Annotated in this window: 22 protein-coding genes; 13 read left to right on the forward strand and 9 right to left on the reverse strand. The window is 66.9% G+C overall.

Translation table 11 applies throughout. The features are described 5' to 3' along the window. The first annotated feature begins 119 nt into the window (after window positions 1-119). The gene (gene parS, locus AC731_RS03085) at window positions 120-590 is read left to right on the forward strand and encodes a type II RES/Xre toxin-antitoxin system antitoxin (RefSeq protein WP_048709182.1); all 471 of its coding nucleotides are present in this window, start codon (window positions 120-122) and stop codon (window positions 588-590) included. After that, window positions 590-1102, forward strand: a complete 513-nt coding sequence (locus AC731_RS03090; protein ID WP_048709183.1) for an RES family NAD+ phosphorylase — start codon at window positions 590-592, stop codon at window positions 1100-1102. The genes parS and AC731_RS03090 overlap by 1 nt, the downstream gene beginning before the upstream one ends. A gap of 73 nt (window positions 1103-1175) precedes the next feature. On the opposite strand, the gene AC731_RS03095 is transcribed toward AC731_RS03090, so the two are convergent. After that, entirely contained in the window at window positions 1176-1538 is a 363-nt protein-coding gene (locus AC731_RS03095; RefSeq protein WP_004253402.1) for a baculoviral IAP repeat-containing protein, read from the reverse strand. A gap of 234 nt (window positions 1539-1772) precedes the next feature. Then, entirely contained in the window at window positions 1773-1979 is a 207-nt protein-coding gene (locus AC731_RS03100) for a cold-shock protein (protein ID WP_004253404.1), read from the reverse strand. Window positions 1980-2345: 366 nt separating this feature from the next. Here AC731_RS03100 and AC731_RS03105 point away from each other — a divergent pair, with 366 nt between their 5' ends. Beyond that, window positions 2346-4457: a YgiQ family radical SAM protein gene (locus AC731_RS03105; protein WP_048710530.1), complete on the forward strand. Its 2112-nt coding sequence runs from the start codon at window positions 2346-2348 to the stop codon at window positions 4455-4457. 22 nt (window positions 4458-4479) lie between these two features. Here AC731_RS03105 and AC731_RS03110 read toward each other — a convergent pair whose 3' ends face one another. Continuing rightward, window positions 4480-6477 (reverse strand): GGDEF domain-containing protein, encoded by a 1998-nt coding sequence (locus AC731_RS03110; RefSeq protein ID WP_237266594.1) that lies wholly within the window; start codon window positions 6475-6477, stop codon window positions 4480-4482. 176 nt (window positions 6478-6653) lie between these two features. On the opposite strand from AC731_RS03110, the gene AC731_RS03115 reads away from it, so the two are divergent. The 4 genes from AC731_RS03115 (at window position 6654) to AC731_RS03130 (ending at window position 11929) form a co-directional block, all read left to right on the forward strand. Next, complete coding sequence (locus AC731_RS03115; protein ID WP_048710533.1) at window positions 6654-7910, forward strand: lipoprotein-releasing ABC transporter permease subunit; 1257 nt, start codon at window positions 6654-6656, stop codon at window positions 7908-7910. Beyond that, complete coding sequence (gene lolD / locus AC731_RS03120; protein ID WP_048709187.1) at window positions 7903-8598, forward strand: lipoprotein-releasing ABC transporter ATP-binding protein LolD; 696 nt, start codon at window positions 7903-7905, stop codon at window positions 8596-8598. Before AC731_RS03115 ends, lolD begins: the two co-directional genes overlap by 8 nt. 132 nt (window positions 8599-8730) lie before the next feature. After that, window positions 8731-9765 (forward strand): IS630 family transposase, encoded by a 1035-nt coding sequence (locus AC731_RS03125; RefSeq protein ID WP_048705947.1) that lies wholly within the window; start codon window positions 8731-8733, stop codon window positions 9763-9765. A gap of 139 nt (window positions 9766-9904) precedes the next feature. Further along, a complete protein-coding gene (locus AC731_RS03130) occupies window positions 9905-11929 on the forward strand; it encodes a methyl-accepting chemotaxis protein (protein ID WP_048709188.1) in 2025 nt (674 codons plus the stop codon). A 63-nt stretch (window positions 11930-11992) separates the two neighbouring features. Here the strand turns inward: AC731_RS03130 and AC731_RS03135 are convergent, their stop codons facing one another. Beyond that, window positions 11993-12538, reverse strand: coding sequence for a DUF2062 domain-containing protein (locus AC731_RS03135; protein ID WP_004253421.1), 546 nt, complete (start codon window positions 12536-12538; stop codon window positions 11993-11995). Window positions 12539-12683: 145 nt separating this feature from the next. Here AC731_RS03135 and AC731_RS03140 point away from each other — a divergent pair, with 145 nt between their 5' ends. Together AC731_RS03140 and AC731_RS03145 are read left to right on the forward strand one after the other, a co-directional pair. Continuing rightward, window positions 12684-15107 (forward strand): DNA internalization-related competence protein ComEC/Rec2, encoded by a 2424-nt coding sequence (locus tag AC731_RS03140; RefSeq protein WP_237266595.1) that lies wholly within the window; start codon window positions 12684-12686, stop codon window positions 15105-15107. A gap of 187 nt (window positions 15108-15294) precedes the next feature. Continuing rightward, on the forward strand, window positions 15295-16101 hold the full coding sequence (locus AC731_RS03145; RefSeq protein WP_418081498.1) for an alpha/beta fold hydrolase: 807 nt from the start codon (window positions 15295-15297) through the stop codon (window positions 16099-16101). Between the two features lie 9 nt (window positions 16102-16110). On the opposite strand, the gene rsgA is transcribed toward AC731_RS03145, so the two are convergent. The 3 genes from rsgA to AC731_RS03160 are packed head-to-tail and all read right to left on the reverse strand — an operon-like array spanning window position 16111 to window position 18691. After that, entirely contained in the window at window positions 16111-17055 is a 945-nt protein-coding gene (gene rsgA / locus AC731_RS03150) for a ribosome small subunit-dependent GTPase A (RefSeq protein ID WP_004253428.1), read from the reverse strand. After that, the gene (locus AC731_RS03155) at window positions 17052-17393 is read right to left on the reverse strand and encodes a hypothetical protein (RefSeq protein ID WP_048709190.1); all 342 of its coding nucleotides are present in this window, start codon (window positions 17391-17393) and stop codon (window positions 17052-17054) included. The genes rsgA and AC731_RS03155 overlap by 4 nt, the downstream gene beginning before the upstream one ends. Before the next feature lie 23 nt (window positions 17394-17416). Next, the gene (locus AC731_RS03160; RefSeq protein ID WP_048709192.1) at window positions 17417-18691 is read right to left on the reverse strand and encodes a M48 family metallopeptidase; all 1275 of its coding nucleotides are present in this window, start codon (window positions 18689-18691) and stop codon (window positions 17417-17419) included. A gap of 158 nt (window positions 18692-18849) precedes the next feature. On the opposite strand from AC731_RS03160, the gene orn reads away from it, so the two are divergent. Further along, window positions 18850-19398, forward strand: a complete 549-nt coding sequence (orn, locus tag AC731_RS03165) for an oligoribonuclease (RefSeq protein WP_048709193.1) — start codon at window positions 18850-18852, stop codon at window positions 19396-19398. Between the two features lie 4 nt (window positions 19399-19402). Here the strand turns inward: orn and AC731_RS03170 are convergent, their stop codons facing one another. Then, window positions 19403-21058 carry an ArnT family glycosyltransferase gene (locus tag AC731_RS03170; RefSeq protein WP_048709194.1) on the reverse strand — a complete coding sequence of 552 codons (1656 nt, stop codon included), beginning with the start codon at window positions 21056-21058 and terminating at the stop codon, window positions 19403-19405. Between the two features lie 176 nt (window positions 21059-21234). Continuing rightward, window positions 21235-21453, reverse strand: a complete 219-nt coding sequence (gene rpmE, locus AC731_RS03175; RefSeq protein WP_004253439.1) for a 50S ribosomal protein L31 — start codon at window positions 21451-21453, stop codon at window positions 21235-21237. 190 nt (window positions 21454-21643) lie between these two features. Between rpmE and AC731_RS03180 the strand changes: the two genes are divergently transcribed. From AC731_RS03180 to AC731_RS03190, 3 genes are read left to right on the forward strand one after another with little or no spacing between them, the layout of a single operon-like run. Next, entirely contained in the window at window positions 21644-22663 is a 1020-nt protein-coding gene (locus tag AC731_RS03180) for a tRNA dihydrouridine synthase (RefSeq protein WP_205626625.1), read from the forward strand. 30 nt (window positions 22664-22693) lie between these two features. Beyond that, a complete protein-coding gene (trmB, locus tag AC731_RS03185) occupies window positions 22694-23395 on the forward strand; it encodes a tRNA (guanine(46)-N(7))-methyltransferase TrmB (protein WP_048709197.1) in 702 nt (233 codons plus the stop codon). A 54-nt stretch (window positions 23396-23449) separates the two neighbouring features. Next, entirely contained in the window at window positions 23450-24178 is a 729-nt protein-coding gene (locus AC731_RS03190) for a YecA/YgfB family protein (protein WP_004253448.1), read from the forward strand. The last annotated feature ends 210 nt before the right edge of the window (window positions 24179-24388 follow it).

Raw genomic sequence — 24388 nt, forward strand, 5'->3', positions numbered from 1 at the left:
TCTTTGCATCACCCTTTCCCGCCGCCGCAGGCAGGTGCAATGGACGCCGGTTGACAGATGGGGCTGATAAGTCTTCAATTGATGTGTATGAGTGAATCACATGATTGCATGGATGAAGCATGAAGACGACAAGAGCCCTTGTCCGCGAGCCTGAAGCGGCGTATGCCGCGCGCGGTAGTGTGGGCGGCGCAAGCATCGAACATTACCTGCATGCCGCGTCGGCACTCGAGCGCGACCACATGGTGCGTGAAGGCTTCGAGACCGGCTCGCTGGATGTGTTCGCCCACCGTTTCGGCCGCAGCGGGCGGAGTCTCGCGCAACTGCTGGGTGTGGCGCCGGCCACCTACGACCGCCGTGTGCGCGAGGGCAAGCCCTTGTCGCAGGACGATTCCGATCGCGTCGCCCGGTTGATCGATGTGGAGCGCGCGGCCGCGCGCGTGTTCGGCGACGAAAGCGCCGCCCGCGAATGGCTGGCCGCGCCCATTCCCGTACTGGGTGGCGCGATCCCCATCGAGTTGGTGGCCACCACGCCTGGCCACCAGGCAGTGATGAATGCCCTGCGCCGCATCATGGCCGGCACTGCCGCCTGATGGCGGCGAGAACGGCTACGCTGTGGCGGCTGGCGCAGGACTGGATCGACCTTGAAACCGGCGCGCTGCTATGTGCGGCCGAGGATTTCACGTGCGCGGGCAATGGCGCGGTGGCCGTAGGGGGGCGCTGGAACAGCGTTGGCAAGCCGGTCATCTACCTGGCCGACAGCCTTGCGCTGGCCCAGCTCGAGAAGCGGGTGCATACGCCGCTGCGGCCGCCGCGGGATCTGGTCGCAGTCGAGGTGACCCTGCCCGCTGCGCTGGTCGCCGCGGCCGAGACCGTCGAGCCGCCCGAGGGCTGGGATGCGCCCAACGTGGATTGGTCGGTGGGCAGCACGGTGTCGCAGCGCACAGGCGATGAATGGTTGGCGCGCGGCACGTCGCTGCTGCTGCGCGTCCCTTCGGTCGTGGTGCCCGTTGGATGGAACTACCTTCTGAACCCGGCTCACGCCGGTGCGCGGCGCCTGTTGACGCGGCGTATCGGCTACCGGCCCGATCAGTGTTTGTGGTGAGTGGGTAGGGCTGCGGCGCGGCGCTTGCGTACCGGAGCGCGCCAGTGCTCAGCGCCCCCGGTCTGCGGGCGCCTTACTCGATCGGGGCAAAACCGTAGTAGGAGCCGTATGCGGACGGCGCCGGCGCGTAGGCAGCCACCTTGATCGCATCGGCCAGGCTCACCTTGTCCGTGAGCCCGTCAATGCCCCGTCCGTCCGCGAGCCACCGGGCTTCGATATCCTGTTCCGACATCCCGCTGAGGCGGAGATTCTGGTCGAGACGCTCCGAACGGTATTCGAAAGCCGTGTCGTGCGCGATGAACAGCGTGTGCGGGCAGGCGGTGATGCGCGTCTCGTCGTCGGGATCGGCCCCCATGACACGCACGCCACAGAACGGACAATGGACTGGCGTGTAGTAGAAGGTCTTGAGTTCGGTTCTCTGGATCAGATGGGACATGGGACTTTCCTTGTTCGATGGAGATGAGCGTAGGGCGCGGCGCTGCTGGAGGGCGCATGCCGGGCCGACGTCGCGGGGCTACCTCGTCGTGGGTGTCGTTGCGGAGGCAAGGCTCAATCCGGCTGCCCGGTAAGCGGGCACGGTCCGGTATTTACGGAGGGCAAAATGCAAAAGGCCCGACGCACGTCGGGCCTTCGGGTGACCTGCGCCGAAGGCGCGAGGTCGCAGCGCTGCTTAGTTGGCCGCGCGGATGTTGGACGCTTGTAGACCCTTGGGGCCGGTGGTCACGTCGAAGGTGACGCGCTGGCCTTCTGCGAGGGTCTTGAAACCCTGGCCTTCAATGGCGGAAAAGTGGGCGAAAAGGTCGTCACCGCCGGCTTCCGGCGTGATGAAACCAAAGCCCTTCGAATCGTTGAACCACTTGACGGTACCTGTTGCCATGTCTTGAATCTCCTGAAAATGGGGAAAGCCCCCTGAATGGGGCGAGTATCAAGACAGCGAGGTATGACTTGGAGGTACGACCGAAGAATCGGATATGCCGACAAACAAACTACACGACTTGAAGTTCGCTGCGGCGCAGTATGAGTGAAGTGCCGCAATAAAGATAGCTATATTTACAGCAGCAAGGCATGCCGGGCAGGGCAATGGCGCGCAAGCGAGATTGCAAGGATGCCGCCCGCGCCTGTCACGACCGATACAATGGCGTCCATCATGCGTTCACTCACTACTTCCTCTGCCGTAGAACTTGCGGCCCCCAGCCTGTTGTCCGGTGCCGTTCCCGGCTACGCCGCCGCGCCCTTCCTGCCCATGTCGCGCAAGGAGATGGAGGCGCTCGGCTGGGACCAATGCGACGTCATCCTGGTGACCGGCGACGCCTACATCGACCACCCCAGCTTCGGCATGGCCCTGGTCGGACGCTTGCTCGAGGCGTACGGATTCCGTGTGGGCATCATCAGCCAGCCTGACTGGCACTCCGCCGAGAGCTTCCGTGTGCTCGGCAAGCCGCGTCTGTATTTCGGCATCACTGCCGGCAACATGGATTCGCTGGTCAACCGCTACACCTCGGACCGCAAGATCCGCTCCGAGGACGCCTACACGCCGAACGCCGAGGCGGGCAAGCGGCCAGACCGTGCCGTGACGGTCTATGCGCAGCGTGCGCGCGAGGCATTTCCGGGGACACCCGTCGTTGTCGGCAGCATCGAGGCCTCGCTGCGCCGCATCGCGCACTACGACTACTGGTCCGACAAGGTAAGGCGTTCGGTGCTGCCGGACTCGAAGGCCGACATCCTGCTGTTCGGCAATGCCGAGCGCGCGCTGGTGGCGCTGACCCACCGCCTGGCGGCGGGCGAGCCGATCGAGTCGATTCGCGACCTGCGCGGCACGGCCTTCATGGTCAGGCCGGGCTGGCGGCCTTCGGAGCAATGGCACGAGATCGATTCACTCGCGCTCGACAAGCCCGGCCGCATCGACACGCATCCCGACCCCTATGCCATGGAGCCGGCTGCCGCCGTTCCCAAGCCTGCGGCAGATGGCGCGCAGCCGGTGCGTATCGTGCCGGCTGCCGAACGTGTCGCCGCCCGTCGTGCCGATCGTGCGCAGACAGTGATTCGCCTTCCGTCTTACGAACAGGTGAAGGACGATGCGGTGATGTATGCCCACGCCTCGCGGGTTTTCCATCTCGAGTCCAATCCGGGCAACGCGCGCGCGATGGTGCAGTGCCATGGCGAGGGGCCGGGCGCGCGGGACGTGTGGATCAATCCGCCGCCGGTGCCGCTGACCACGCCGGAGATGGACTTCGTCTATGACCGTCCGTATGCCCGTGCCCCGCATCCGGGCTATGGCGATGCGCGCATCCCGGCCTGGGACATGATCAGGTTCTCGATCAACATCATGCGTGGCTGTTTCGGTGGCTGTACCTTCTGCTCCATCACCGAGCACGAAGGCCGCATCATCCAGAGCCGGTCGCACGAGTCGATCATCCACGAGATCGAGGAGATCCGCGACAAGTCGCCCGACTTCAAGGGCCACATCACCGACCTCGGGGGGCCGACCGCCAACATGTACCGCATGGCGTGCAAGAGCAAGGCGATCGAGGAGAACTGTCGCCGACTGTCCTGCGTGTATCCGGGCATCTGCGAGAACCTGAACACCGATCACTCCTCGCTGGTCGAGCTCTACCGCAAGGCGCGGGCGGTGCCCGGGGTCAAGCGCATCACCATCGGTTCGGGCCTGCGCTACGACCTTGCGGTGCGTTCGCCCGAGTACGTGAAGGAGCTCGTCACGCACCACGTCAGCGGCCTGCTCAAGATCGCGCCCGAGCACACGGAGGAGAACACCCTCTCCAAGATGATGAAGCCCGGCATCGGCGCGTACGAAGAGTTCGAGCGCATGTTTGAGAAGTACTCGAAGCTCGCAGGCAAGAAGCAGCATCTGGTGCCGTACTTCATCGCCGCGCATCCTGGGACGACCGACGAGGACATGCTGAACCTCGCGCTCTGGCTCAAGGCACACAATTTCCGCCTCGACCAGGTGCAGACCTTCCTGCCCACGCCGATGGCGCTGGCGACCACGATGTACCACTCGCGCAAGAATCCGCTGAAGAAGGTGTCGGGGGATTCGGAAACGGTCGAGACCGCGCGTGCCGGCAAGGTCCGCAAGCTGCACAAGGCCTTCCTGCGCTGGCACGACCCGGAGAACTGGCCGGTCCTGCGCGAGGGGCTGATGCGGATGGGGCGCGCGGACCTGATCGGCAACGGGCCCAATTGCCTGGTGCCGCGCCAGCAGCCGGTAGCCGCCGCGCCCGCCGCCGGTCGTGAAGGCTGTGCCAAGCGCAAGCCGGCGGGTCCGGCGGCGCACAAGGGCCGGCGCGACAAGCCTGTGGCTGCAGCCACGCCGCGACCTGCACGTCGCCCGCGCTGAACCCGGCGCGCCGCCGCCGCACTCAGAAGGCGAGATGGTGTTCGATACGGTTGCGGCCTGCGGCCTTGGCGCGGTACATCGCGCGATCGGCGCGCTGGATGAGTTCGTCGGCGCCCGGGTCCTGTCCGCAGAAGATTGAAATGCCGATGCTCGGTGTCGCGGTGACGGCATGTCCGCCGACCGTGAGCGGCTCGCCGAGTTCGGCGAGGATCTTGCCGGCAATGGCCTCGGCCTTCTCGACCGCGTCCTCCGCCTTGTCGCCCAGGTTCTCGAGCATGACGATGAACTCGTCGCCGCCGAGACGCGCGACCGTGTCGCCTTCGCGCACGCCGTGCTTGAGCCGCTGCGAGATCTCGGTCAACACGCTGTCGCCTGCTTCGTGCCCAAGGGTGTCGTTGACGTCCTTGAAGTGATCGAGGTCGATGAAGAGCAGGGCGCCAAAGAGGCGGGTGCGGTCGCTGTTGGCGAGCGCCTGACGCAGGCGGTCGAGCAGGAAGCGTCGGTTCGGCAACTGCGTCAGCGGGTCGATGAAGGCGAGCTGGCGGATGGCGGCCTCGGCCGCCCGGCGCTCGGTGATGTCCAGCATCACGCCGTCCATCCAGCGCGCGCTGCCGTTGCGGTCGAACACGCCCTGCCCACGTGCGCTGACCCAATGTATCCGACCAAAGCGGCTGCGGACGCGGAACTCGGCCTCGTAAGGCGTCCGCCCGAGGATCGAGGACATCATCGTCTCTTCGAACCGCGGCCGGTCGTCCGGATGGATGACTTCGGCAAGCGAGTGCGCTTGCCCCATGAAGTGCTCCGGCGGTTCGCCGGTCAGATCGAGGATGCCCTTGTTGATGTGCAGGATGCGCCAGGGCGGCTGGGGGGCACAACGGAAGACCACTCCGGGGACGTTTTCGACCAGCGTGCGAAATTCGTCCCGGCTTTCGGCCAGGCGGGCCGCGGAACGGCGCATCTTGCGACGATGGCGGATGCTGCCGTAGATCACCGCGAAGATGAGGATGTCGACGACGATGCCGGCCAGAAGCACGAGGTAGGGTTCGGAGTGGCGAACGTCCTGTTCGAACTGCGCGCTGCTGCCGATGCGCAGGACCCAAACCCGTCCGCCGAATTCGACCATGCGGTCGGTTGTGAAGCGGGGCGTGTGATCGGGGGTACGGGACGAATAGAGCAGGTTTCGTGGATCGGCTTCAAGGTCGTAGACCTCGATCTCCACGTCATGTGTCGTCGTGCCGCTGGTGTTGCGGCTGGTGTCGCCGCTGGAGTTGCCAAATACGCCTTGCATCAGGTCGTGGGCACGGAAGGGGCTGTAGACGAATCCGTGCAGCAGCGCACGGCGGCTCAGCACGTCATCGACGTCGTTGTCGCGGTATACCGGCAGATAGATCAGGAAGCCGGCCTGCAGGTCGTCCTCGGTTTCCTGCACCAGCACGACCTTGCCCGACACGGCGGCACGCCCGGTGTCCCGCGCGCGGTTCATCGCCTCCCTGCGGATCGGTTCGGAATACATGTCGTAGCCGAACGCACGCAGGTTCCGCCCTTCGAAAGGCTCGAGGTACAGGATGGTGCTGTAGGTGTCGCGCTCGCCTTCCGGATGGATGCGGTAATCGGGGAAGCCCTCGGCACGTACGGCGGCCACGTGGGCAGGGCGCTGGGTGCCCGGGACCATCAGGGTGAAGCCGGTTCCCTGGATGCCGGGCAGCGCCTCATCCAGTTCGAGGGACTCGACGTAGCGGCGGAACTCGGCGCGACTGACCTCGGTGCTCGCCGCGAAAAGGCCCGCGGTCCCATTCAGCACCTGTTCGTAGGCCTGCATGCGGTTCTTGAGCGCACTGCGGGCGTTGTCGACCTGGTGCTGGAAGCGGTCGTGCGAGCGGTCTTCGAGCTGGGCGTCGAAGAAGCGCCACATCGAGAACGTGAACAGCAGCAGCACGCCAAGCACGATCCAGGCCGCGGCGCTCTGGTCGAGCAACCCTTGAGGCCGGATCGCTGGTGCGTCGTCTGGCTGCGCCATCATGGCTCTCCCGCGTTCTGCGTGTCGTGAGTGTTCCACGAAATGCCGTGCCGAACCAGTGCGCCGGCGCTTCCCGGCCCGGCCAGCGCTTACAGTCCGATGCCATTCACGCTGGCCACGTGGCGCGGTCCACGGGCACAATGCCGGGCTTGTCGCATTCCCAACACACCGTCCACTCGATGCGCTACGAATTCCTTGTCGGCCTGCGCTACACCCGCTCGCGCAAGCGTGCCCAGGGCCGCAACCGCTTCATCTCCTTCATCTCCTTCGTTTCCATGCTGGGCATCGCGCTCGGTGTCGCGGCGCTGATCGTCGTGCTTTCGGTGATGAACGGTTTCCAGGAGGAACTGCGCTCGCGCATCCTCGGCGTCGCCTCGCACGTGCAGGTGCAGAGCATGGACGGCGGGCTCTACAACTGGCAGCAGGTCGCCGAGGATGCACGGCGCCATCCCTCTGTGCTCGCGACCGCGCCCTATGTGCAGGAGCAGGGCATGCTGTCCTTCGATGAGGGCGTGCGCGGCACCATCGTGCGCGGCGTGATCCCGAGCGAGGAGGACAAGGTCGCCGACTTTGGCGCCTACATGAAGGCGGGCAGCTTCGATGCGCTGCAGCCCGGTCGTTTCGGCATCGTGCTGGGGCGCGACCTGGCGCTGGCACTGCGCGTCCAGCTCGGCGACAAGGTGACGCTGATCGCGCCGCAGGGGCTGGTGACGCCGGCGGCCGTGCTGCCGCGGGTGAAGCAGTTCGAGGTGGTCGGCGTGTTCGAGGCCGGCATGTACGAATACGATTCGGGCCTGGCACTGGTGCATGTCGAGGATGCGCAGGCCCTGTACCGACTCGGCGACGCGGTGAGCGGCGTGCGCCTCAAACTGGCCGACCTGTTCGCGGCGCCGCGTGTGGCGCGCGAGCTGGCCGGACTGATCACCGAACCGGGGCTGATGGTCAACGACTGGACGCGCAGCCACGCCAATTTCTTCCGCGCGGTCGCGCTCGAGAAAACCATGATGACCCTGATCCTGTTCCTGATCGTCGCCGTTGCCGCATTCAACATCGTGTCGACGCTGGTGATGGCGGTGCAGGAAAAGTACGCCGACATCGCGATCCTGCGTACGCTGGGTGCGAGCCCCGCGTCGATCATGACGATCTTCGTGCTGCAGGGCTCGATCATCGGCCTGGTCGGGCTGCTGGCGGGTGTCGTCGGCGGGCTGGCGATCGCCAACAACCTCGACGTCGTGATCCCGGCGCTCGAGACCGTTACCGGCGCGACCTTGTGGAACAAGGAGATCTACTACATCAACGAACTGCCGTCCAAGGTGCTGCCGGCCGACGTCATCAGCATCGTGTCGGTGTCCTTCGTGCTGACGCTGCTCGCGGCGCTGTATCCGAGCTGGCGCGCGTCGCGCGTGAATCCGGCGGAGGCCCTGCGCTATGAGTGAGGCAGCGATGAAGCAGACTGATCCGGTGCTGGCCTGCGACGGGCTGGCGAAGCATTTCCGCGAGGGCGCGGACGCGGTGGCGGTGCTCGACGGCGTGAGCCTGGCGGTGCAGCGCGGAGAGCGTGTGGCGATCGTCGGCGCCTCGGGCTCGGGCAAGAGCACGCTGCTGCACCTGCTGGGCGGACTGGACGTGCCCAGCGCAGGATCGGTGCGGCTGATGGGACGCGATTTCTCCACGCTGTCGGAGACCGAGCGCGGCCGCCTGCGCAACAGTGCGCTGGGTTTCGTCTACCAGTTCCACCACCTGCTGCCCGAGTTCTCCGCGCTCGAGAACGTGGCAATGCCGCTCTACATCCGCCGTGTCGACAAGGCTGCGGCGGATGAGCAGGCGGCCGCCATGCTGCGCGAAGTGGGGCTGGGACACCGCCTGACGCATGCGCCGGGCGAGCTGTCGGGCGGCGAGCGCCAGCGCGCGGCGATCGCACGGGCGCTGGTGACGCAGCCAGCCTGCGTGCTGGCCGACGAGCCGACGGGCAACCTCGACCGCCGCACCGCGGAGGCCGTCTTCGACCTGATGCTGTCGCTCAACGAGCGGCTGTCGACCAGCTTCGTCATCGTCACCCACGACGAAAGCCTGGCCGCGCGTGCGCAGCGCACCCTGCGGCTGACCGACGGCCGGCTCGATTGAGAACGGGGCTGCGCCCACCGGCCTCATCCCCAGTCGCGACGCGAACCCGGTCTGTGGCCTGTCATGGCCGGGCACTGCTGCACACTTACTAACGTTCCCGTAAGTAGTGTCATGTGAGCGATAATATGCCCCATGAAATGCAAACGACCTTCCGACGGCCGTGCCCTCGATCATCACACCTTGCAGGTGATGCGGCAGCAGGCTGTCAAAGCAGTGCGTGAGGGGCAGACAGTGCAAAGCGTCGCGGCGGCGTATGGCGTGAATGAGCGCAGCGTTTTCCGGTGGCTCGCCGACTTTGCCAATGGCGGGCAGAACGCATTGCTGGCCAAGCCGATTCCGGGGCGCCCCAGCAAACTCAGCGCCGAGGAGTTGTCGTGGATCGCCAATGCCGTTCGTGACCATAACCCGCAGCAGTTCAAGTTCGAGTTCGGCTTGTGGACGCTGTCGCTGATCCGTCACCTGATCAAGCGCCAGTTCAAGAAGGAGTTGTCGGTCTCCTCGGTCCACCGTCTCATGAAGATCCTGGGCTTCAGCGCCCAGAAGCCGCTCTACCAGGCGTGGCAGCAAGACCCGGTGCTGGTGCGCACGTGGGAGACGGAGACCTACCCCACGATCCGCGCCGAAGCCAAGCGGGTCGGCGCAACGATCTACTTTGGCGACGAGTCGGGTATCCGCTCGGATTACCACACCGGCACGACCTGGGCGCCGCAGGGCCAGACGCCGGTGGTGCAGGCGACGGGCCGGCGCTTCTCGCTGAACATGATCTCGGCGGTTAGCACGCAGGGCGAGTTTCGATTCATGTTGCATGAAGGCTCGGTTGGCGCGAAGGTGTTCGTCGAGTTCCTCAAGCGCTTGATGGTCAATGCCGAGAAGCCGGTGTTTCTGATCGTCGATGGTCATCCGATCCACAAGGCAAAGATGGTCAAGAGCTACGTCGAGGGCTTGGACGGCAAGCTCAAACTCTTCTACCTGCCGCCGTACTCGCCGCATCTGAACCCCGATGAAACGGTCTGGGCTCATGTGAAGCGCAAGGTTTCGCGCCAGTTGGTCGAGAGTGCCGAGGAGATGAAGCGACTCGCACTCGGTGCATTGCGCAGCATCCAGAAGCTCCCTGAACTCGTGAAGTCATTTTTCAGGCAGCCAGAGTGCCGCTATATCCTGGAATGACTCTACTTATTGAAAAGTTAGTATCCGTAGAAAAGGACAGCAGTGCCCGCCATATTGATGCGGGTCATTAAGTTACGACGGGGCATGCCGATAATTCGTAACATCAAGAACGGCAGCCGGCTCCCGCCGGTACATCGAAATGAAAGCCCTATTCCTGCCGGCCATCCGGCTTCTGGATCGCCTCAATTACCCGCTCAAGTTCAGCCTGATCCTGCTCGTCTGCGGTCTGTCGGCCGCGGCCTTGCTGGCGCAGATCTTCGTCAGCCTGCGCGAGGACATGACGGTGGCCGAACGCGAGATCGCCGGCCTGACGCTGTTCGACGCCGGCTTCGGTGTGGTGCTGCTGGCCCAGCAGCATCGTGGCCTGAACGCTGGCGTGCTGGGTGGCAGCACCGAGCTGATTCCCCGACGCGAGGCGAAGGCGGCCGAAATCGAAGGCGCCATCTCCAAGCTGGACGCCGCGATCGCGGCCGAGCCGATGTGGCAGCCGCTGCAGCCCGACTGGCTGGCGGCGCGTGGCGAGCTGCAGCGCATCCTGGCGGGCGCGAGCCAGATGTCTGCGCCGCAGAGCTTCAAGGCGCACACCGAGGCGATTGCACGCCTGCTGCGCTGGATCGGGGATCTGGGCGGCGTGTCGGGCTTGTCGCGGGATCCGGATCCGGCGACCTCCAACCTCATCGGCCCGCTGCTGACCTCGCTGCCCGAGTTGAGCGAGCGTCTGGGACAGCTTCGTGCGCGTGGCACCAACATCATTGCGCGCCGCGAGGTGCTGCGCGCTGACGAACACGGCGTGGTGGCCCTGCTGGCCGAGATCGCCCGCACCGAGGCCACCCTGCTCGAAAGCCTGGAGCGCGCGGGCAAGGCGAATGCCGGGATGGCCGCGGCGCTCGAACGCTCGCGTACCGAGATCGCGGCGGCGATCGCGAACGTCCGCCAGGCGGTGACCCGCGACATCCTCGAACAGCAGTTCACGCTCGCTGCGCCGGCCTACTTCGATCTCACGACCCAGGCAATCACCACGGCGGTGCGCAATTTCGACGAAGTGCTGCGTCCTCAGACCGGGCAGTTGCTGCAGCAGCGGCTCGACCTGCTGTCGGATCGGCTGCAGTTCCAGATTGCGCTTTCGGTGGTGGCGATGCTTGTGGCGGGCTATCTCTTCACCGCGGTGTATCTGGCGATCGTGCGCTCGGTGCGCGAGCTGTCGGCCGGTGCCAAGCGCTACGCGGCGGGCGACTACCGCACGCGCGTCGAGTTTTCGGCGCGCGACGAACTGTCGGAAGTCGCAGCGCAGTTCAACGTGATGGCCGACGAGGTCGCCGCATTGATCCGCGAGATCCAGCAAGGGGCGAGCCAGGTGGGGCGCTCTGCAACCGAACTGTCGGCCTCGGCGCGGCGGGTGTCGGACGGTTCGGACGCGCAGAGCCAGTCGGCGTCCGACGTGGCGGTCGCGGTCGAGGAGATGACCGTGGGCGTGGAGGAGATCTCGCGCCACGCCGGCACGGCGCAGCAGCTGGCAGAAGCCTCGGGGCGGCTGTCGACCGAAGGTGGCGTGGTGATGCGCAGGTCGGTCGAGGAGATGGAGCGCATCGCGCAGGCGGTGGATCAGTCCAGTGACGCCATCCGCGAACTGGGCGAGAAGTCGCGCGAGATCACGGCGATCGTCGGCTCGATCCGCGAGATTGCCGACCAGACGAACCTGCTGGCGCTGAACGCGGCGATCGAGGCGGCGCGCGCCGGGGAATCGGGCCGCGGTTTCGCGGTGGTGGCCGACGAGGTCAGGAAGCTTGCCGAGCGTACGACATTGGCGACGCAGGAGATCGCCAGCATGGTGCAGGCGATCCAGGACGGCACGGGCCGGGCGGTCGACACGATGCAACAGGGTGTGCAGCGGGTGCGCGAAGGGGTGGCGTTGAGCAACCAGGCGGGCGCCTCGATGGCGCAGATCAACGACGGGGCGCAGCAGGTGCTGGCCGCGGTCCGGGAGATTTCGCTGGCGCTCAGCGAGCAGAGCACGGCGAGCAACGAGATTGCGCAGAACGTGGAGCGCATCGCAACGATGGCGAGCGAGAACAGCGTGGCGGTGCACCAGACGACGGCGACGGCCGACCTGCTGGAGAGCCTGGCGGCAAACCTGCGCAAGCAGGTGGAGCGCTTCCAGTTGTGACGCAGTCGCGTCCGGAACGGGCGCGCAACGTTAACGGCACGGGCCTGCGGGCCCGTGCCGCGTTTACGGCTGCGGACTCTTTGCCTGCCGCTTGCGCCACTGGCGGATCAGCCAGGCACGCCAGGTCCATTTGACCGCGACATAGCCGGTCACCGACAGCAGGGCGGCCAGCAGCACCAGGCCGAGGGCGAGCGGTCTCCCAAGGCTCGCCATCCAGTCGATGAGCATCGGGATCCAGTTGGCGATGGCGAGGCCATCCAGGTCGGGCGGTGCCGTGAACTCGGCCTCGCCATCGCCGAGCGCCAGCTTGCCGAGCCCGAAGGCGAGCACATACAGCGGGACGATGGTGAGCGGGTTGCTGTAGAGCGTGGTGATCAGCGCCAGCGGCAGATTCACGCGGAACAGCACACAGAAGATTGCTGCGCCGAGCATTTGCAGCGGCCCCGGGATCAGGCCGCAGAAGAGTCCGACAGCGACGGCGCCCGCAGCGGAATGGCGGTTGAGGTGCCACAGGCGCGGATGCAGCAGCGTCGATGCGAACGGCCGCAGCCAGCGATTGTCGTGAATCGCGGCATGATCGGGCAGGAGGTTCTTGAGCCGTTTGCGCATGATGTCTGGTGCGCGGGAGTTTAGCAGCGGGCCGCCGGGACAAGGTACGGCCGAAGGCGGCGAATGTGTCGCAGAACGTGAATTTGCGAGGACAGCGTGTGGGCCGGATTGTCCGTGTGTGTATGCCAACGGCAACATGACGGACATGAGATTCTTCGCTGCAAGTTTCGCCCTGGGGGTCGTCGTGCTCCAGATGCAGCCGGACCTGCCGGTGACCGAGGGTGCGCTGGGAGCGGTGCTGGGAGTGGTGCTGGCATTGGCGCTGGTATTGGCGCAGGGGCCGGCCGCGGCGGCGATGCTGCTGTCCCTCGGCAGCAGGGGCACAGGCACTCGCACTGCGGGTCGGTCGTGGTCTTTCGGGCAACGCTGTGTCGTGCTGGCATGCGCCGCCGTGCTCGGATTCTCCTGGGCTGCGGTGCGCGCCGACTGGCGCCTGGCGGATGCGCTGCGGAACGACCTGGAAGGCCGCGATGTGATGGTCGCCGGCCGCGTGAGCGCGCTGCCGCAACTGCTGGACGAGGGCGTGCGCTTTCACTTCGAGCTCGCGTCGCCGCCCGAGGGGGTGCCGCGGCACCTGCTCCTGTCGTGGTACCGCCCACGGGACGGGATGGCAGCGCTCCCGGTCGTGCGCGCTGGCGAGGCGTGGCGCTTCTCCGTGCGCCTGAAACGCCCCCATGGCCAGGCTAATCCGGGTGGGTTCGATTACGAGGCCTGGCTCCTCGAGCAGGGCGTCCGCGCCACCGGGCATGTGCGCGGATCGGCCGAGCGGCTGGCTGCGGAGCCCGGATCGGCCATGCAGTGGATTCATCGGCTAAGAGGCGACATCCGTGAGCGCTTCATCGTCGCGCTCGGCGACAGGCCCTATTCCGGCATGCTGGTCGCGCTGGCGATCGGTGAGCAGCGCGGCATCTCGCCGGCGCAGTGGGAGGTGTTCCGGCGCACCGGCATTGCCCATCTGGTGGCCATCTCCGGGCTTCACATCACGCTGGTGGCGACCGTTGCAGGTGCCGTCGCCGGCTGGGTGTGGCGCCGCCGGACGGCACTGGTGTTGCGCTGGCCGGTACGCAAGGCACAGGCGATCGCTGCCCTGGGGGCGGCGGCTGCGTATGGGTTGCTGGCCGGTCTGGGTATTCCGGTGCAACGTGCCTTGATCATGCTTGCGGTCGTCGTGGCGGCGCTGCTGTCTGATCGCCGTGCGGCACCGTCCCGCGTGCTGGCGGTGGCCCTGCTGTGCGTGCTGATCGCCGACCCGTGGGCATGCCTGTCGGCGGGTTTCTGGCTGTCCTTTGGCGCGGTGGGGGTGATCCTGCTGTTGATCACGGGTCGGCCCGCGCGCGAGTCGCAATGGCGGGCTGCGCTGCGCATCCAGATGGGGATCAGCGTTGCGCTGCTGCCTCTGCTGGTGCTGATGTTCAATGCCTTTCCGGTGCTGTCGCCGCTTGCCAACGCGCTCGCCATTCCGGTCGTCAGCTTCGTCGTGACGCCGCTGGTGCTGGTCGCTGCGTTGCTGCCGTTCGAGTTTCCATTGCATCTGGCGCATGCGGTGACCGCCGTCACGATGCGCTGGGTGGAGTGGCTGTCGGGCTTGGACATGGCGCTGTGGCGCCAGCCTTCGCCACCATTGTGGCTGGCGCTGGCTGCGGTGGTCGGGATGATGATCCTGCTGCTGCCGCGGGGCACGCCGGGTCGGCTGGCCGCTGCGGTGCTCGTTGCCGCTCTGGTGGCCTGGCAGGGCGCTCGTCCGGAAGAGGGCGCATTCAGGGTGACGGTGCTGGATGTCGGTCAGGGGCTCGCCGTGCATGTGCAGACCGCCAGACATGACCTGCTGTTCGATGCGGGGCCGCCCTATGGCACGAGTGCGGATGCCGGCGACCGGGTGGTGCTGCCCTATCTGGCTGCCGCGGGGGTGAGCCGGTTGAACGCCGTGGTGCTTTCGCACGGTGACAAGGATCACGTCGGCGGGGCGGAGAGTGTCGCCCGTGGCATCGCGGTGGAGCGCTGGCTGATGGGGGGCGCGTTTCCCGATGCGCCGCATCGGGCAGGCCTGGACAGCGTCCGCGTGACACCCTGTCTTGCAGGCGCGGGCTGGTCGTGGGATGGCGTCGGTTTCGAGTTCCTGCATCCGACACCGCCGATGCAACACCGCGCGTCGACCGAAGACAACGACGGTTCCTGCGTGCTCCGGGTGAGCAACGCCGCAGGGCGCCTGCTGATCATGGGCGACGTCGGTGCCGCGGCCGAGCGTGACATCGTCGAGCGTGAGCACGGTGGCGGTGGTGAGCTGGCGGCCGAGGTCGTGGTGAGCGGCCATCACGGCAGTCGTTCGTCGTCATCGGACGCGCTCGTGGTGGCGACCCTGCCCGAGGCGGTGATCCATTCCGCCGGTCACCGCAATCCCTTCGGCCATCCGCATCCCGAGGTGTGGGCGCGCTGGGCGCAGGCCGGTGCGCGCAACTGGCGGACTGACAGCCAGGGTGCGGTCCACGCGCTGTTTCCGCCCGGGGAGGGCGACGGCGTCGAACTGAGCGCGCAGCGGCAGGTCGAGCCCCGCTACTGGCATGGCCGCTGAATGCGTGGCACGGGGCCTGTCCGCAGCGGTGCTAGACTCGGGCTCGTCGCGTCAACCACAGCTCCCTGCCATGTCCCTGTCTTTCGAACCGAATGCTGCCGTTCCGTCGTCTCATCGAGTGTCCCGCCCGCTGGAGGGGGTGCGGGAACGGCACGTCCAGTGCATCGGACCTCATGGCTTGCATCGCATGGCCTACACGGAATGGGGGGCGCCGGACAATCCGCGTGTCGTTGTCTGTGTTCATGGGCTGACACGCAACGGACGCGATTTCGACGATCTCGCCCGGGCGCTGGCCGACGATTTCCGCGTCGTGTGTCCGGACGTGGTGGGGCGCGGGCGCAGCGACTGGCTGGCGGTGAAGGCCGACTACGGCTTCCCGCTTTACGTGGCGGACATGATCACGCTCATCGCGCGGCTCGACGTCGAGCAGGTGAACTGGGTCGGCACATCGATGGGCGGCATCATCGGCATGCTCGTCGCCAGTCAGCCACATACCCCGATCGCGCGGCTGGTGCTCAACGATGTCGGTCCGGTGATCACTGCGGTGTCGTTGCAGCGCATCGCACAGTACGTGGGTACGGCGCCGAAGTTCCCGACGATGGAGGCCGCCGAGGCCTATATCCGCATGGTGAGCGCGCCCTTCGGTCCGCTGAGCGATGCCCAGTGGCGGCACCTCACCAACTTTTCGGTGCGTCCGGTGGGTGGTCCCGGCGGCGGCTTTGCGATGGTGTACGACCCGGGCCTGGGCGATGTCTTCCGCGCGGCGCCCGTCAGCGAGGACATCGACCTGTGGCCGGTGTACGAGCGCGTCGCCTGTCCGACCCTGGCCCTGCGCGGTGCCGAGTCCGACCTGCTGGAGCGCTCGACCTTCCTTGCCATGGCCGAGCAGGGCCCGCGGGCGCGGACGGTCGAGTTTGATGGCGTCGGTCACGCGCCGATGCTGATGGATCCCGCGCAGATCGCCGTCGTACGCGACTTCCTGCTGGCAGCTTGAGTCCCGGCCTTACCAGCCGGGGTTGAGTCGTTTCGCTTCGGCGATCTCGGCGCGAATGGTGCGGTAGTGCTCGAAGCGCCGAGGATGGATGCGACCGTCGGCCAGCGCCGCCAGCAGTGCGCAACCGGGTTCGGCTTCGTGCCGGCAATCGCGGAAGCGGCATTGGCCCAGCAGCGGGCGAAACTCGATGAAGGATTCGGCGAGGTCGTCCGCTGCGAGGTGGGCGAGGCCGAAGACCTGCAGGCCCGGGCTGTCGATCAGCCAGCCGTGGGCGTTGTCGGGCGCAGTGCCGTCCAGCGCGTAGAGGCGGGCGAAGGTCGTGGTGTGCTTGCCCGAATCCAGGGCTTCGGAAATCTCGCGGGTGGCGGCATTCGCCTCCGGGATCAGGGCGTTGGTCAGCGTCGACTTGCCCATGCCGGACTGCCCCACGAGGATGGCGTGGAGACCCGCCAGGCGCTTCATCAGCCCTTCGGCCCCGTTCAGGGCCGACACCTCGATGACCTCATAGCCGAGTGCGCGGAAGGGGGCGAGTTGCGCACGCGCCGCCTCGAGTCGTTCCCCCAGGTCGGCCTTGTTCAGCACGATCAGGGGCGTGATGTCCTGGCTTTCGGCGGCGACGATGCAGCGTGACACCAGCAGATCGGAAAAGCCCGGCTCGGTCGCGACGACGATCAGGATATGGCTGAGGTTCGCGGCGATCAGCTTTTCGCGGAAGGCATCCGAACGCCACAGCAGGTTGCGGCGCGGGTGCAGGGTTTCGATCACGCCCTGGCCGTCGCCGCCGGGAACGACCGCGACCCGGTCGCCGCAGGCGAAGCTGCTTTTCTTGCCACGCGGGTAGCACTGCAGGCGGCCCGCAGGCGTTGCGACTTCGTAATGGCGGCCGAAGGCGGCAACGATCACGCCCTCGATCGCGGAGGCGCCCTTGTTACTGCGCTGGTGTCGTTGGGTCACTGAAACTTGTAGTAGTGCGTGTTGAGATAGCCCGCGAGGTGATGCTCGTCTTCGGGAAAAAGATCGAGGTTGAGCATCGTGGTACAGGCGGTGAGTTGCTGCGCGAGTCCGCTGGGGGTGGTCACGCGGCGGTCGAAGCGAGTGTAGATCTCCGAGCCGTCCTCACCGCCGAAGCGCTTGGCATGGCATTCGACGCATTGCGCGGCATGCATCTGCTTGGCGACGGCGAGGTCAGCGCCGGGGAAGGGATCGGCCACGGCCGGCGCGGCGAGGCTGGCGAGGGCGATGCTCGCAGCGATACGAAATGCATTCCGGGTGTGGGGGCGCGGGGTCGTCATGTTCTCGTCTCCTCTGGTGGGGGTCAGGACTGCAGGGACTGCAGGCGGGCGACACGCAGGGCGGCCGGCGGGTGGGAATCGAAGAAACGCGAATAGAGCGGGTCGGGTGTCAGTGTCGAGGCATTGTCGCGGTACAGCTTGACCAGCGCGGCGACCAGATCGGCCGCGCGCGTCTGCTGTGCGGCATACGCGTCGGCTTCGAACTCGTGCACCCGTGACCAGTAGCTCAGGATCGGGGCGAGCGGAAAGGTGAAGGCCGGCAACACCAGGAAGAACAGCGCCAGCGCGGTCGCGGTGTCGGTGGCCGTGCTGCCCAGGCCGGTGAAGAACCAGGGCTGCTCGATCAGCCAGCCCAGCAGTGCGAGCAGGGCCAGGCTGGCGGGAGCGAGGACGGCCAGGCGCTTGATGATGTGGCGGTGGCGGAAGTGGCCCAGTTCGTGCGCCAGCACCGCCTCGACTTCGTCCGGGTTGAGCTTGTCGAGCAGGGTGTCGAAGAACACGATGCGCTTGGAGGCGCCGAAGCCGGTGAAGTAGGCGTTGCCGTGGGCCGAGCGTCGCGAGCCGTCCATGACGAACAGACCCTTGGACTGGAAGCCGCAGCGCGCCAGCAGGCCTTCGACGCGGGTCTTGAGCGCCTCGTCGGCGAGCGGGGTGAAGCGGTTGAACAGCGGCGCGATGAAGGTCGGCCAGATCAGCATCACCAGCAGATTGAACGACAGCCAGAAAGCCCATACCCACAGCCACCACAGGCTGCCCATCGCGGCGGTGAGCCACAGCAGCACGGCCAGCAGCGGCAGGCCGATCGCCGCGGCCAGTGCAGCCTCGCGTGCGGTGTCGGCCGCGAACAGGCCCGGCGTCATGCGGTTGAAGCCGAAGCGTTTTTCGATGACGAAGGTCTTGACCAGCACGAACGGCAGGTCGATCAGCCAGCCGAGCACGCCGAGCGTGGCCAGCAGGGCCACGCCATGGGCGATGCCGCCCGGCGGGAACATGGCGGACCAGGCGTCATGGATCGCCTGCAGTCTGCCGCCCAGGGTGAGCAGCAGCACGAACAGCGCACTTACCGCGATCTCGGACATCGCCAGGCGCATGCGCGCGGCGGTGTAGTCGGCTGCGCGCTGATGCGAGGCGAGGGTGATCGATTCGGCAAAGGCCTGCGGAACTTGCTCGCGGCGCGCCAGCACATGGCGGATCTGGCGTCGCATCAGCCCGGTCTTGACGACCAGGCTCAGCAGCAGCAGCGTGACGAAGAGGGCGGCGAAACCGCTGGCAGCGGAGGAAACAGGGTCGGCGGACATGGTGCGGTCGTGGGGTCGAGCGTTTCAGGCAGGCCCGGGCCGACAGGCGACGGGCGGTTCGGGCGTCGGCTCCGGTCTGCGCCGAATGCCAACACGTTCTGTGACACAATCGCGCCCTCGAATGTTTCGCATGAATACGTCAGAAAGGCGCACGGATTATGGCACAGGACCCGAACACCCTGATATGGCTGGACATGGAGATGACCGGCCTCGAACCCGATCGCGATCGCATCATCGAGATCGCCATCGTGCTGACCAATGAGAAGCTGGAGACCATCGCCGAGGCGCCGGTGATCACCGTGCATCAGCCCGATGAGGTGCTCGATGCGATGGACGACTGGAACAAGAACACCCACGGCAAGTCCGGTCTCATCGATCGCGTGCGCGCGTCGACGGTGTCGGAGGCCGAGGCCGAGGCGCAGATGATCGAGTTCCTGAAGGAGTGGGTGCCCGCGCGCACCTCGCCGATGTGCGGCAACTCGGTGTGCCAGGACCGCCGTTTCCTCGCGCGCTGGATGCCGCAGTTCGAGGCCTGGTTCCACTACCGCAACCTGGACGTCTCCACGCTGAAGGAACTCGCCAAGCGCTGGCGGCCCGAGGTGTACGCCGGCGTGAAGAAGTCGGGCGCGCACACGGCGCTGGCCGACATCCAGGAGTCCATCTCCGAACTGCGGCACTACCGCGACAATTTCCTGCGCCTGGAATGAGGTATCAGGACCCTTCGCGTCGCAGCAGCGTGAAGGTTTCGGCGCGGCGGCCGGCCCCGCGGCGGAATTCCCACACGGGTTTCCATTCGGGTGCGAGCTGCATGACTGGCTTGCGGTCGTTCATGACCAGCAGCAGCGGGCAGGGCGTGCTGTCGCCTACGATCGGTACGGTCCGGATGTCGGCAAAGTAATCCAGCGAGCTCTTCACGTGGTCCGGCAGGCCGGTGCTGGCGATGCACGCGCCGGGCGTGCTGCTGCGCTCGCCCGCCACGGCGATCTCGAGCGAGCGAACGGTCTCGCGGTAGCTGCGGCCGTTGTCGAACCACGGCATCAGCAGCACGACCGCCAGACACCACAGCATCGTCAGGCCAATGGCCCAGTTTGCCGGCGCCCGCGAACTCGAGCGCGGCAGCCTGGAGACGAGCGCGATCCACAGCAGGGTGATGCCGGCGCCGAGCGCAAGCTGCAGGCCCGGCTGGTGCAGCACGAAGTCCGGCGCATTGCGCGCCACGTGCCGGGCCAGGCCTGGCGGCCAGCCCACGGCCTGCGCCGACCAGGCGAGCCAGACGAGGATGCCGAATACGGCCAGACTCATGAGCGAGAACCAGTCGAAGGCGTTGGCGGCGCCGCGGCGCAGTGTGGGTACGCCGGCGGCGGCCAGCAGCGCCATCGCCGGAATCAGGGGCAGGGCGTTGGCTTGGGACAGGTCGCCCTGGATGACGAAATGAGTCAGCACGAGGACGGCGCTCAGCAGCGGCAGCAGCCAGCGCAACTGGCTGATGGTGCGGCGGGCGCGCCACAGGCTCCACAGCACGATGGGCCACAGCGGCCAGGTGAACCAGCCCAGCAGTTCGAGTCCGCGCACGATGTCGCCACCCGACAGCGCCGGGCCGCTCAAGCGTGCCCATTCGCCGCGCAGCCAGAGACCCAGCTGATCGGGCTGACTCAGGTGGATGGCCAGCGGCCACAGCGCCGCAAGCGCGAGGGCCAGGCAGAGTCCCAGCAGTAGCGCGCCACTGGCGCGCGGCGTGCGGCAGTCGGCGCTGAGCATCATCACCAGTGGCAACAGGGGAGCGGTGGCGATCAGGCCCCCGATGCCGCCGGCGAGAAACGCGAGCGCCGTGCCTGCGGCGGCCAGCAGGCTGCCGGCTACAGGCTGCTGCGGCACCAGTGCGAGGCCGCGCAGCGTCATCGCCAGCATGGCCAGCACGGCGAGCAGGGGCTGGATCTCGTGGGCGTGCAGCACGAGGCCAAGCCCACCCATCGTCAGCAGCGCGGCGGGCGTCCGGGCCGGGCGGCCATACAGCGCCTCGGCGGTACGCGCGGAAAAATACACCCCAATGGCGACGAATACAGCACTGGCGAGCCGTGCGCCCTCGTGCAGTGCGAGGAACCCGCTCCCGGCCCAGGCCAGCAGGGCACCCACCCAGTAGTAGAGCGGCGGGTAGTCGACGAGTGGCTCGCCCGCCAGCATCGGGAACAGCCAGCCCTCGCCGCGCAGCATGCTCAGGATCGGACCGAGGTAGCGCGCGTCATCGCCGCGCCAGGGGTCGTGGCCGACAAGACCGACGAGCAGGTAAAGGGCCACCAGCACCGCGATGCCGACGGTGCCGTAGATGCGGCGCTGCAGCAGGGAAGGTGTTTCGGGTTCTCGAGTCATTCGCGCATTGTGGGGCGGAGCGTTGATCGAGGCAAAGCCCCGGACGGCGGGATGCAATGCCGGCCAAAGGCCGGAGATGCATGGGGCATGCGGCCAGACGTGAAAAAAGGCAGCCGCAGCTGCCTTTCTTGCGGTGCGCCCGCAGGCGGGCGCATGTTCCAGTGTCGCGGCCGGGATCAGCTGGCGCGCTGGACGTTGCCGTACTTCTGGCGGAAGCGCTCGACGCGACCGGCGGTGTCGACGATCTTCTGCTTGCCGGTGTAGAACGGGTGGCATGCGGAGCAGACTTCGACGTGGTACTGGGGCTTGCCGAGGGTGGAGCGGGTGACGAAGGTGTTGCCGCAGGAGCAGGTCACATTCACGTCGTTGTACTTCGGATGGATGTCCGCTTTCATGATCGATTCCTGATTCGAGCGGGCGGCGGTTGTGACCGCCCTGATTGGTAAAGAGGCAAGATTATCCGCTGGCGCGCAAGGACTGGCAAGCGAAAAAAGGGGTTTCGCGCAGGACTGCATTAGAATTGCGGTCCTTTGCGCGGCCCGCTTCGGCACGCGTCCGTCCGATTGTCTGATAGGAATTCCCGGCTTGCGTCTTCTGCTCGCCCCCATGGAAGGTCTGCTCGATGACGTCTTGCGCGCGGTGCTCACCGCGTCAGGCGGATACGACTATGCAGTGACCGAGTTCGCGCGCGTGTCCGGCACGCTGCTGCCCGAACGCTTCTTCCGCCGTCTTTCTTCGGAGCTTCAGCAGGGCAGCCGAACCGTGGGAGGGACTCCGGTGCGGGTGCAACTGCTCGGCTCGGACCCGGCCTGCATGGGGGAGAATGCCGCGCGGCTCGCGGCGCTGGCGCCGGCGGGCATCGACCTCAACTTCGGCTGTCCGGCACCGACGGTGAATCGCCATCGTGGCGGCGCGGCCCTGCTCGATGAGCCGGAACTGCTCGGCCGCATCGCGGCAGCGGTGCGCCGCGCCGTTCCGCGACGGATTCCGCTGACGGCGAAGATGCGGCTTGGCATCAACGATCCGGGACGTGCCGTCGAATGCGCCCAGGCGCTGGTCGATGGTGGTGCCGGGGGGCTGGTGGTGCATGCGCGCACCAAGGCCGACGGTTACCGGCCGCCGGCGCACTGGGAATGGGTGGCGCGCATCGCCGAAGCGGTCGCGGTGCCGGTGGTGGCCAACGGCGAAGTGTGGTCTGCGGCGGACTGGCAGCGTTGTCGGGCGGTGTCGGGCGCCGCCGACGTGATGCTGGGCCGTGGCGCGGTCGCCGATCCCTTTCTGGCCGCGCGTATCCGTGCCGGCCGGCTCGATGTGCCCGATGCCGACGAACGTGCCCGCGAGTGGGCTGCCCTCCTGCCGCTGCTGGGCGATTTCCGCGACCGGGTGCTGCGCAAGGTCGAGCCACGGCATGCACCCGGCCGCATCAAGCAGTGGCTGCACCTGCTGGCGCGCAACTACCTGCAGGCTCAGCATCTGTTCGCGGCGATCCGCCCCCTGCGCACCTTGCCCGAGATCGAGTGCATGCTCGTGCTGCATGGCGTGCCGGCCGCCGCGGTCCGCCCAATGGCGCCGGCCAGGGCGCTGCGGTTGCTCGAAGCCGCCTGAGCCCGCACGCCGCAACAGACTGGATTCATCATGAGCTACGCCAATTCCCGCATCCCGCAAAGCGCCCAGTCCGGCGTGCATGAGCGCCTCGAGGCGGTGGTGCGCAAACACCTTGCCGAGCCTTTCCGCAAACCGATCGCGCCCTATAACCGGGAAGCCTTCGATGCGGCCCTCGCAGACTGGAACCGCGCTGCGCCGCTGATCCTCGATGCCGGCTGCGGTGTCGGACACAGCACGATCCAGATCGCACGCGCCCATCCCGAGCACTGGGTGATCGGCGTCGATCAGTCACAGGACCGCCTCGAACGCAAGAAGCCCTATCCGGATGCGCTGATGCCGCGCAACCTGGTGTTCGTGCGTGCGGATCTGGTCGATTTCTGGCGCCTGCTCGACGAGGCCGACCTGCGGCTCGCCCGGCACTACATCCTGTATCCCAATCCCTGGCCCAAGATCGGCCATCTCGCCCGGCGCTGGCATGCCCACCCCGTGTTCCCCTTCATTCCGCGGCTGGGCGGCGTGCTGGAATGCCGCAGCAACTGGGATGTCTATATGCACGAGATGGCCACCGCGCTGTCGATCGCGCTCGGGCACGACGTGCCCTGGGGCGCGTTCGAGGCCGAGGTGCCGCTGACACCGTTCGAGCGCAAGTACCGCGACTCGGGGCAGACCCTTTACCGGCTCACGCTCGACCTCGACGCTGCGCGCCCTGTGGCGCACCCGCGCGAGATTTGACTTGCCGATCACCGTGGCTTGGGCCACCCTTCGTCCCATTTCCGGAGAACTGCCATGACCGAGACCACGCCCCAGCAAGACAATCCTTACCTGATGAGCGATGACGACTTCGAGGCGCTCGAAGAGGTGCTGACCTCGGACATCGTGCCCGAGGACTGCATGGATCTCGAGATGCTCGACGGCTTCCTCGCCGGCGTGCTCATTTCGCCGCGGCCGATTGCGGTCGAACGCTGGTTGCCCAACGTGTGGTCGGCGCATGGAGAAGAAGCGAGCTTTGGCGGCGGCAGTGGGCTGCAGCGCGCGATCCGACTGGTGAAGGCCTACCACAACGAGATGGTGACCACCCTCGGCCTGGACGATGAGGAAGAGGTGTGCTGGGAGCCGTTCTGCTTCGCCATCGCAGAGGGCGATCCGCTAAAGATTGGCGAGGAGTGGCTGGAGGGCTTCGCCCAGGGGCTCGACCTCTGGCCGGAAGGCTGGGAGGAGGGACTCGACGCCGAGGCGGTCGAGGCCGTGCGCGAGACGCTCGACGAAGTGCTGGCGCCGTGGGCCGAGGATTCCGCTGCCGAGGCCGACGACGAGACGCGCCTCGGCTGGCTGGGGGCGCTGGGCGAGGCGGTCAATGACATCTACGCCCACTGGCGTGACATCGGCCTGCCGGCGCCGCAGGTGCTGCAGGCCGATGCGCCGGCCGCGCCCGCCGTCGCCGGCCCCGGTCGCAACGACCCCTGCCCCTGCGGCAGCGGCAAGAAGTACAAGAAGTGCTGCGGTGCGTTGAGCTGAGGCCGGGCCACGGCTTCCCTTGAGCGGATTGCGGCGCCCTCCGTGCCGCAGTCTCGCGCCCGTGCGTGACGAGGGGCGCGCGCTCAAGGGGAGGACTGTCGTGCAATGACAGTTCTATTGCTGAAATATTGTCCGCAAACGATTGATCGAAAAGCGCTTTCCGTCTCTTGCAGGCGCCGTGCGAGCCGCTAGAATGCGCGCCGAACCCGG

It is taken from the genome of Thauera humireducens, assembly GCF_001051995.2.
Taxonomy (GTDB): Bacteria; Pseudomonadota; Gammaproteobacteria; order Burkholderiales; family Rhodocyclaceae; genus Thauera; species Thauera humireducens.

What these genes read in the sequence shown, in the direction of transcription:
- AC731_RS03140 (WP_237266595.1), top strand. Translation starts at nt 12,684, where the DNA reads ATGAGATTCTTCGCTGCAAGTTTCGCCCTGGGGGTCGTCGTGCTCCAG.
- AC731_RS03115 (WP_048710533.1), top strand. Translation starts at nt 6,654, where the DNA reads ATGCGCTACGAATTCCTTGTCGGCCTGCGCTACACCCGCTCGCGCAAG.
- AC731_RS03170 (WP_048709194.1), bottom strand. Translation starts at nt 21,058, where the DNA reads ATGACTCGAGAACCCGAAACACCTTCCCTGCTGCAGCGCCGCATCTAC.
- AC731_RS03130 (WP_048709188.1), top strand. Translation starts at nt 9,905, where the DNA reads ATGAAAGCCCTATTCCTGCCGGCCATCCGGCTTCTGGATCGCCTCAAT.
- trmB (WP_048709197.1), top strand. Translation starts at nt 22,694, where the DNA reads ATGAGCTACGCCAATTCCCGCATCCCGCAAAGCGCCCAGTCCGGCGTG.
- AC731_RS03125 (WP_048705947.1), top strand. Translation starts at nt 8,731, where the DNA reads ATGAAATGCAAACGACCTTCCGACGGCCGTGCCCTCGATCATCACACC.
- AC731_RS03090 (WP_048709183.1), top strand. Translation starts at nt 590, where the DNA reads ATGGCGGCGAGAACGGCTACGCTGTGGCGGCTGGCGCAGGACTGGATC.
- AC731_RS03105 (WP_048710530.1), top strand. Translation starts at nt 2,346, where the DNA reads ATGTCGCGCAAGGAGATGGAGGCGCTCGGCTGGGACCAATGCGACGTC.
- rpmE (WP_004253439.1), bottom strand. Translation starts at nt 21,453, where the DNA reads ATGAAAGCGGACATCCATCCGAAGTACAACGACGTGAATGTGACCTGC.
- lolD (WP_048709187.1), top strand. Translation starts at nt 7,903, where the DNA reads ATGAGTGAGGCAGCGATGAAGCAGACTGATCCGGTGCTGGCCTGCGAC.
- AC731_RS03190 (WP_004253448.1), top strand. Translation starts at nt 23,450, where the DNA reads ATGACCGAGACCACGCCCCAGCAAGACAATCCTTACCTGATGAGCGAT.
- AC731_RS03095 (WP_004253402.1), bottom strand. Translation starts at nt 1,538, where the DNA reads ATGTCCCATCTGATCCAGAGAACCGAACTCAAGACCTTCTACTACACG.
- AC731_RS03110 (WP_237266594.1), bottom strand. Translation starts at nt 6,477, where the DNA reads ATGATGGCGCAGCCAGACGACGCACCAGCGATCCGGCCTCAAGGGTTG.
- AC731_RS03100 (WP_004253404.1), bottom strand. Translation starts at nt 1,979, where the DNA reads ATGGCAACAGGTACCGTCAAGTGGTTCAACGATTCGAAGGGCTTTGGT.
- AC731_RS03160 (WP_048709192.1), bottom strand. Translation starts at nt 18,691, where the DNA reads ATGTCCGCCGACCCTGTTTCCTCCGCTGCCAGCGGTTTCGCCGCCCTC.
- AC731_RS03155 (WP_048709190.1), bottom strand. Translation starts at nt 17,393, where the DNA reads ATGACGACCCCGCGCCCCCACACCCGGAATGCATTTCGTATCGCTGCG.
- AC731_RS03135 (WP_004253421.1), bottom strand. Translation starts at nt 12,538, where the DNA reads ATGCGCAAACGGCTCAAGAACCTCCTGCCCGATCATGCCGCGATTCAC.
- AC731_RS03145 (WP_418081498.1), top strand. Translation starts at nt 15,295, where the DNA reads ATGGCCTACACGGAATGGGGGGCGCCGGACAATCCGCGTGTCGTTGTC.
- orn (WP_048709193.1), top strand. Translation starts at nt 18,850, where the DNA reads ATGGCACAGGACCCGAACACCCTGATATGGCTGGACATGGAGATGACC.
- parS (WP_048709182.1), top strand. Translation starts at nt 120, where the DNA reads ATGAAGACGACAAGAGCCCTTGTCCGCGAGCCTGAAGCGGCGTATGCC.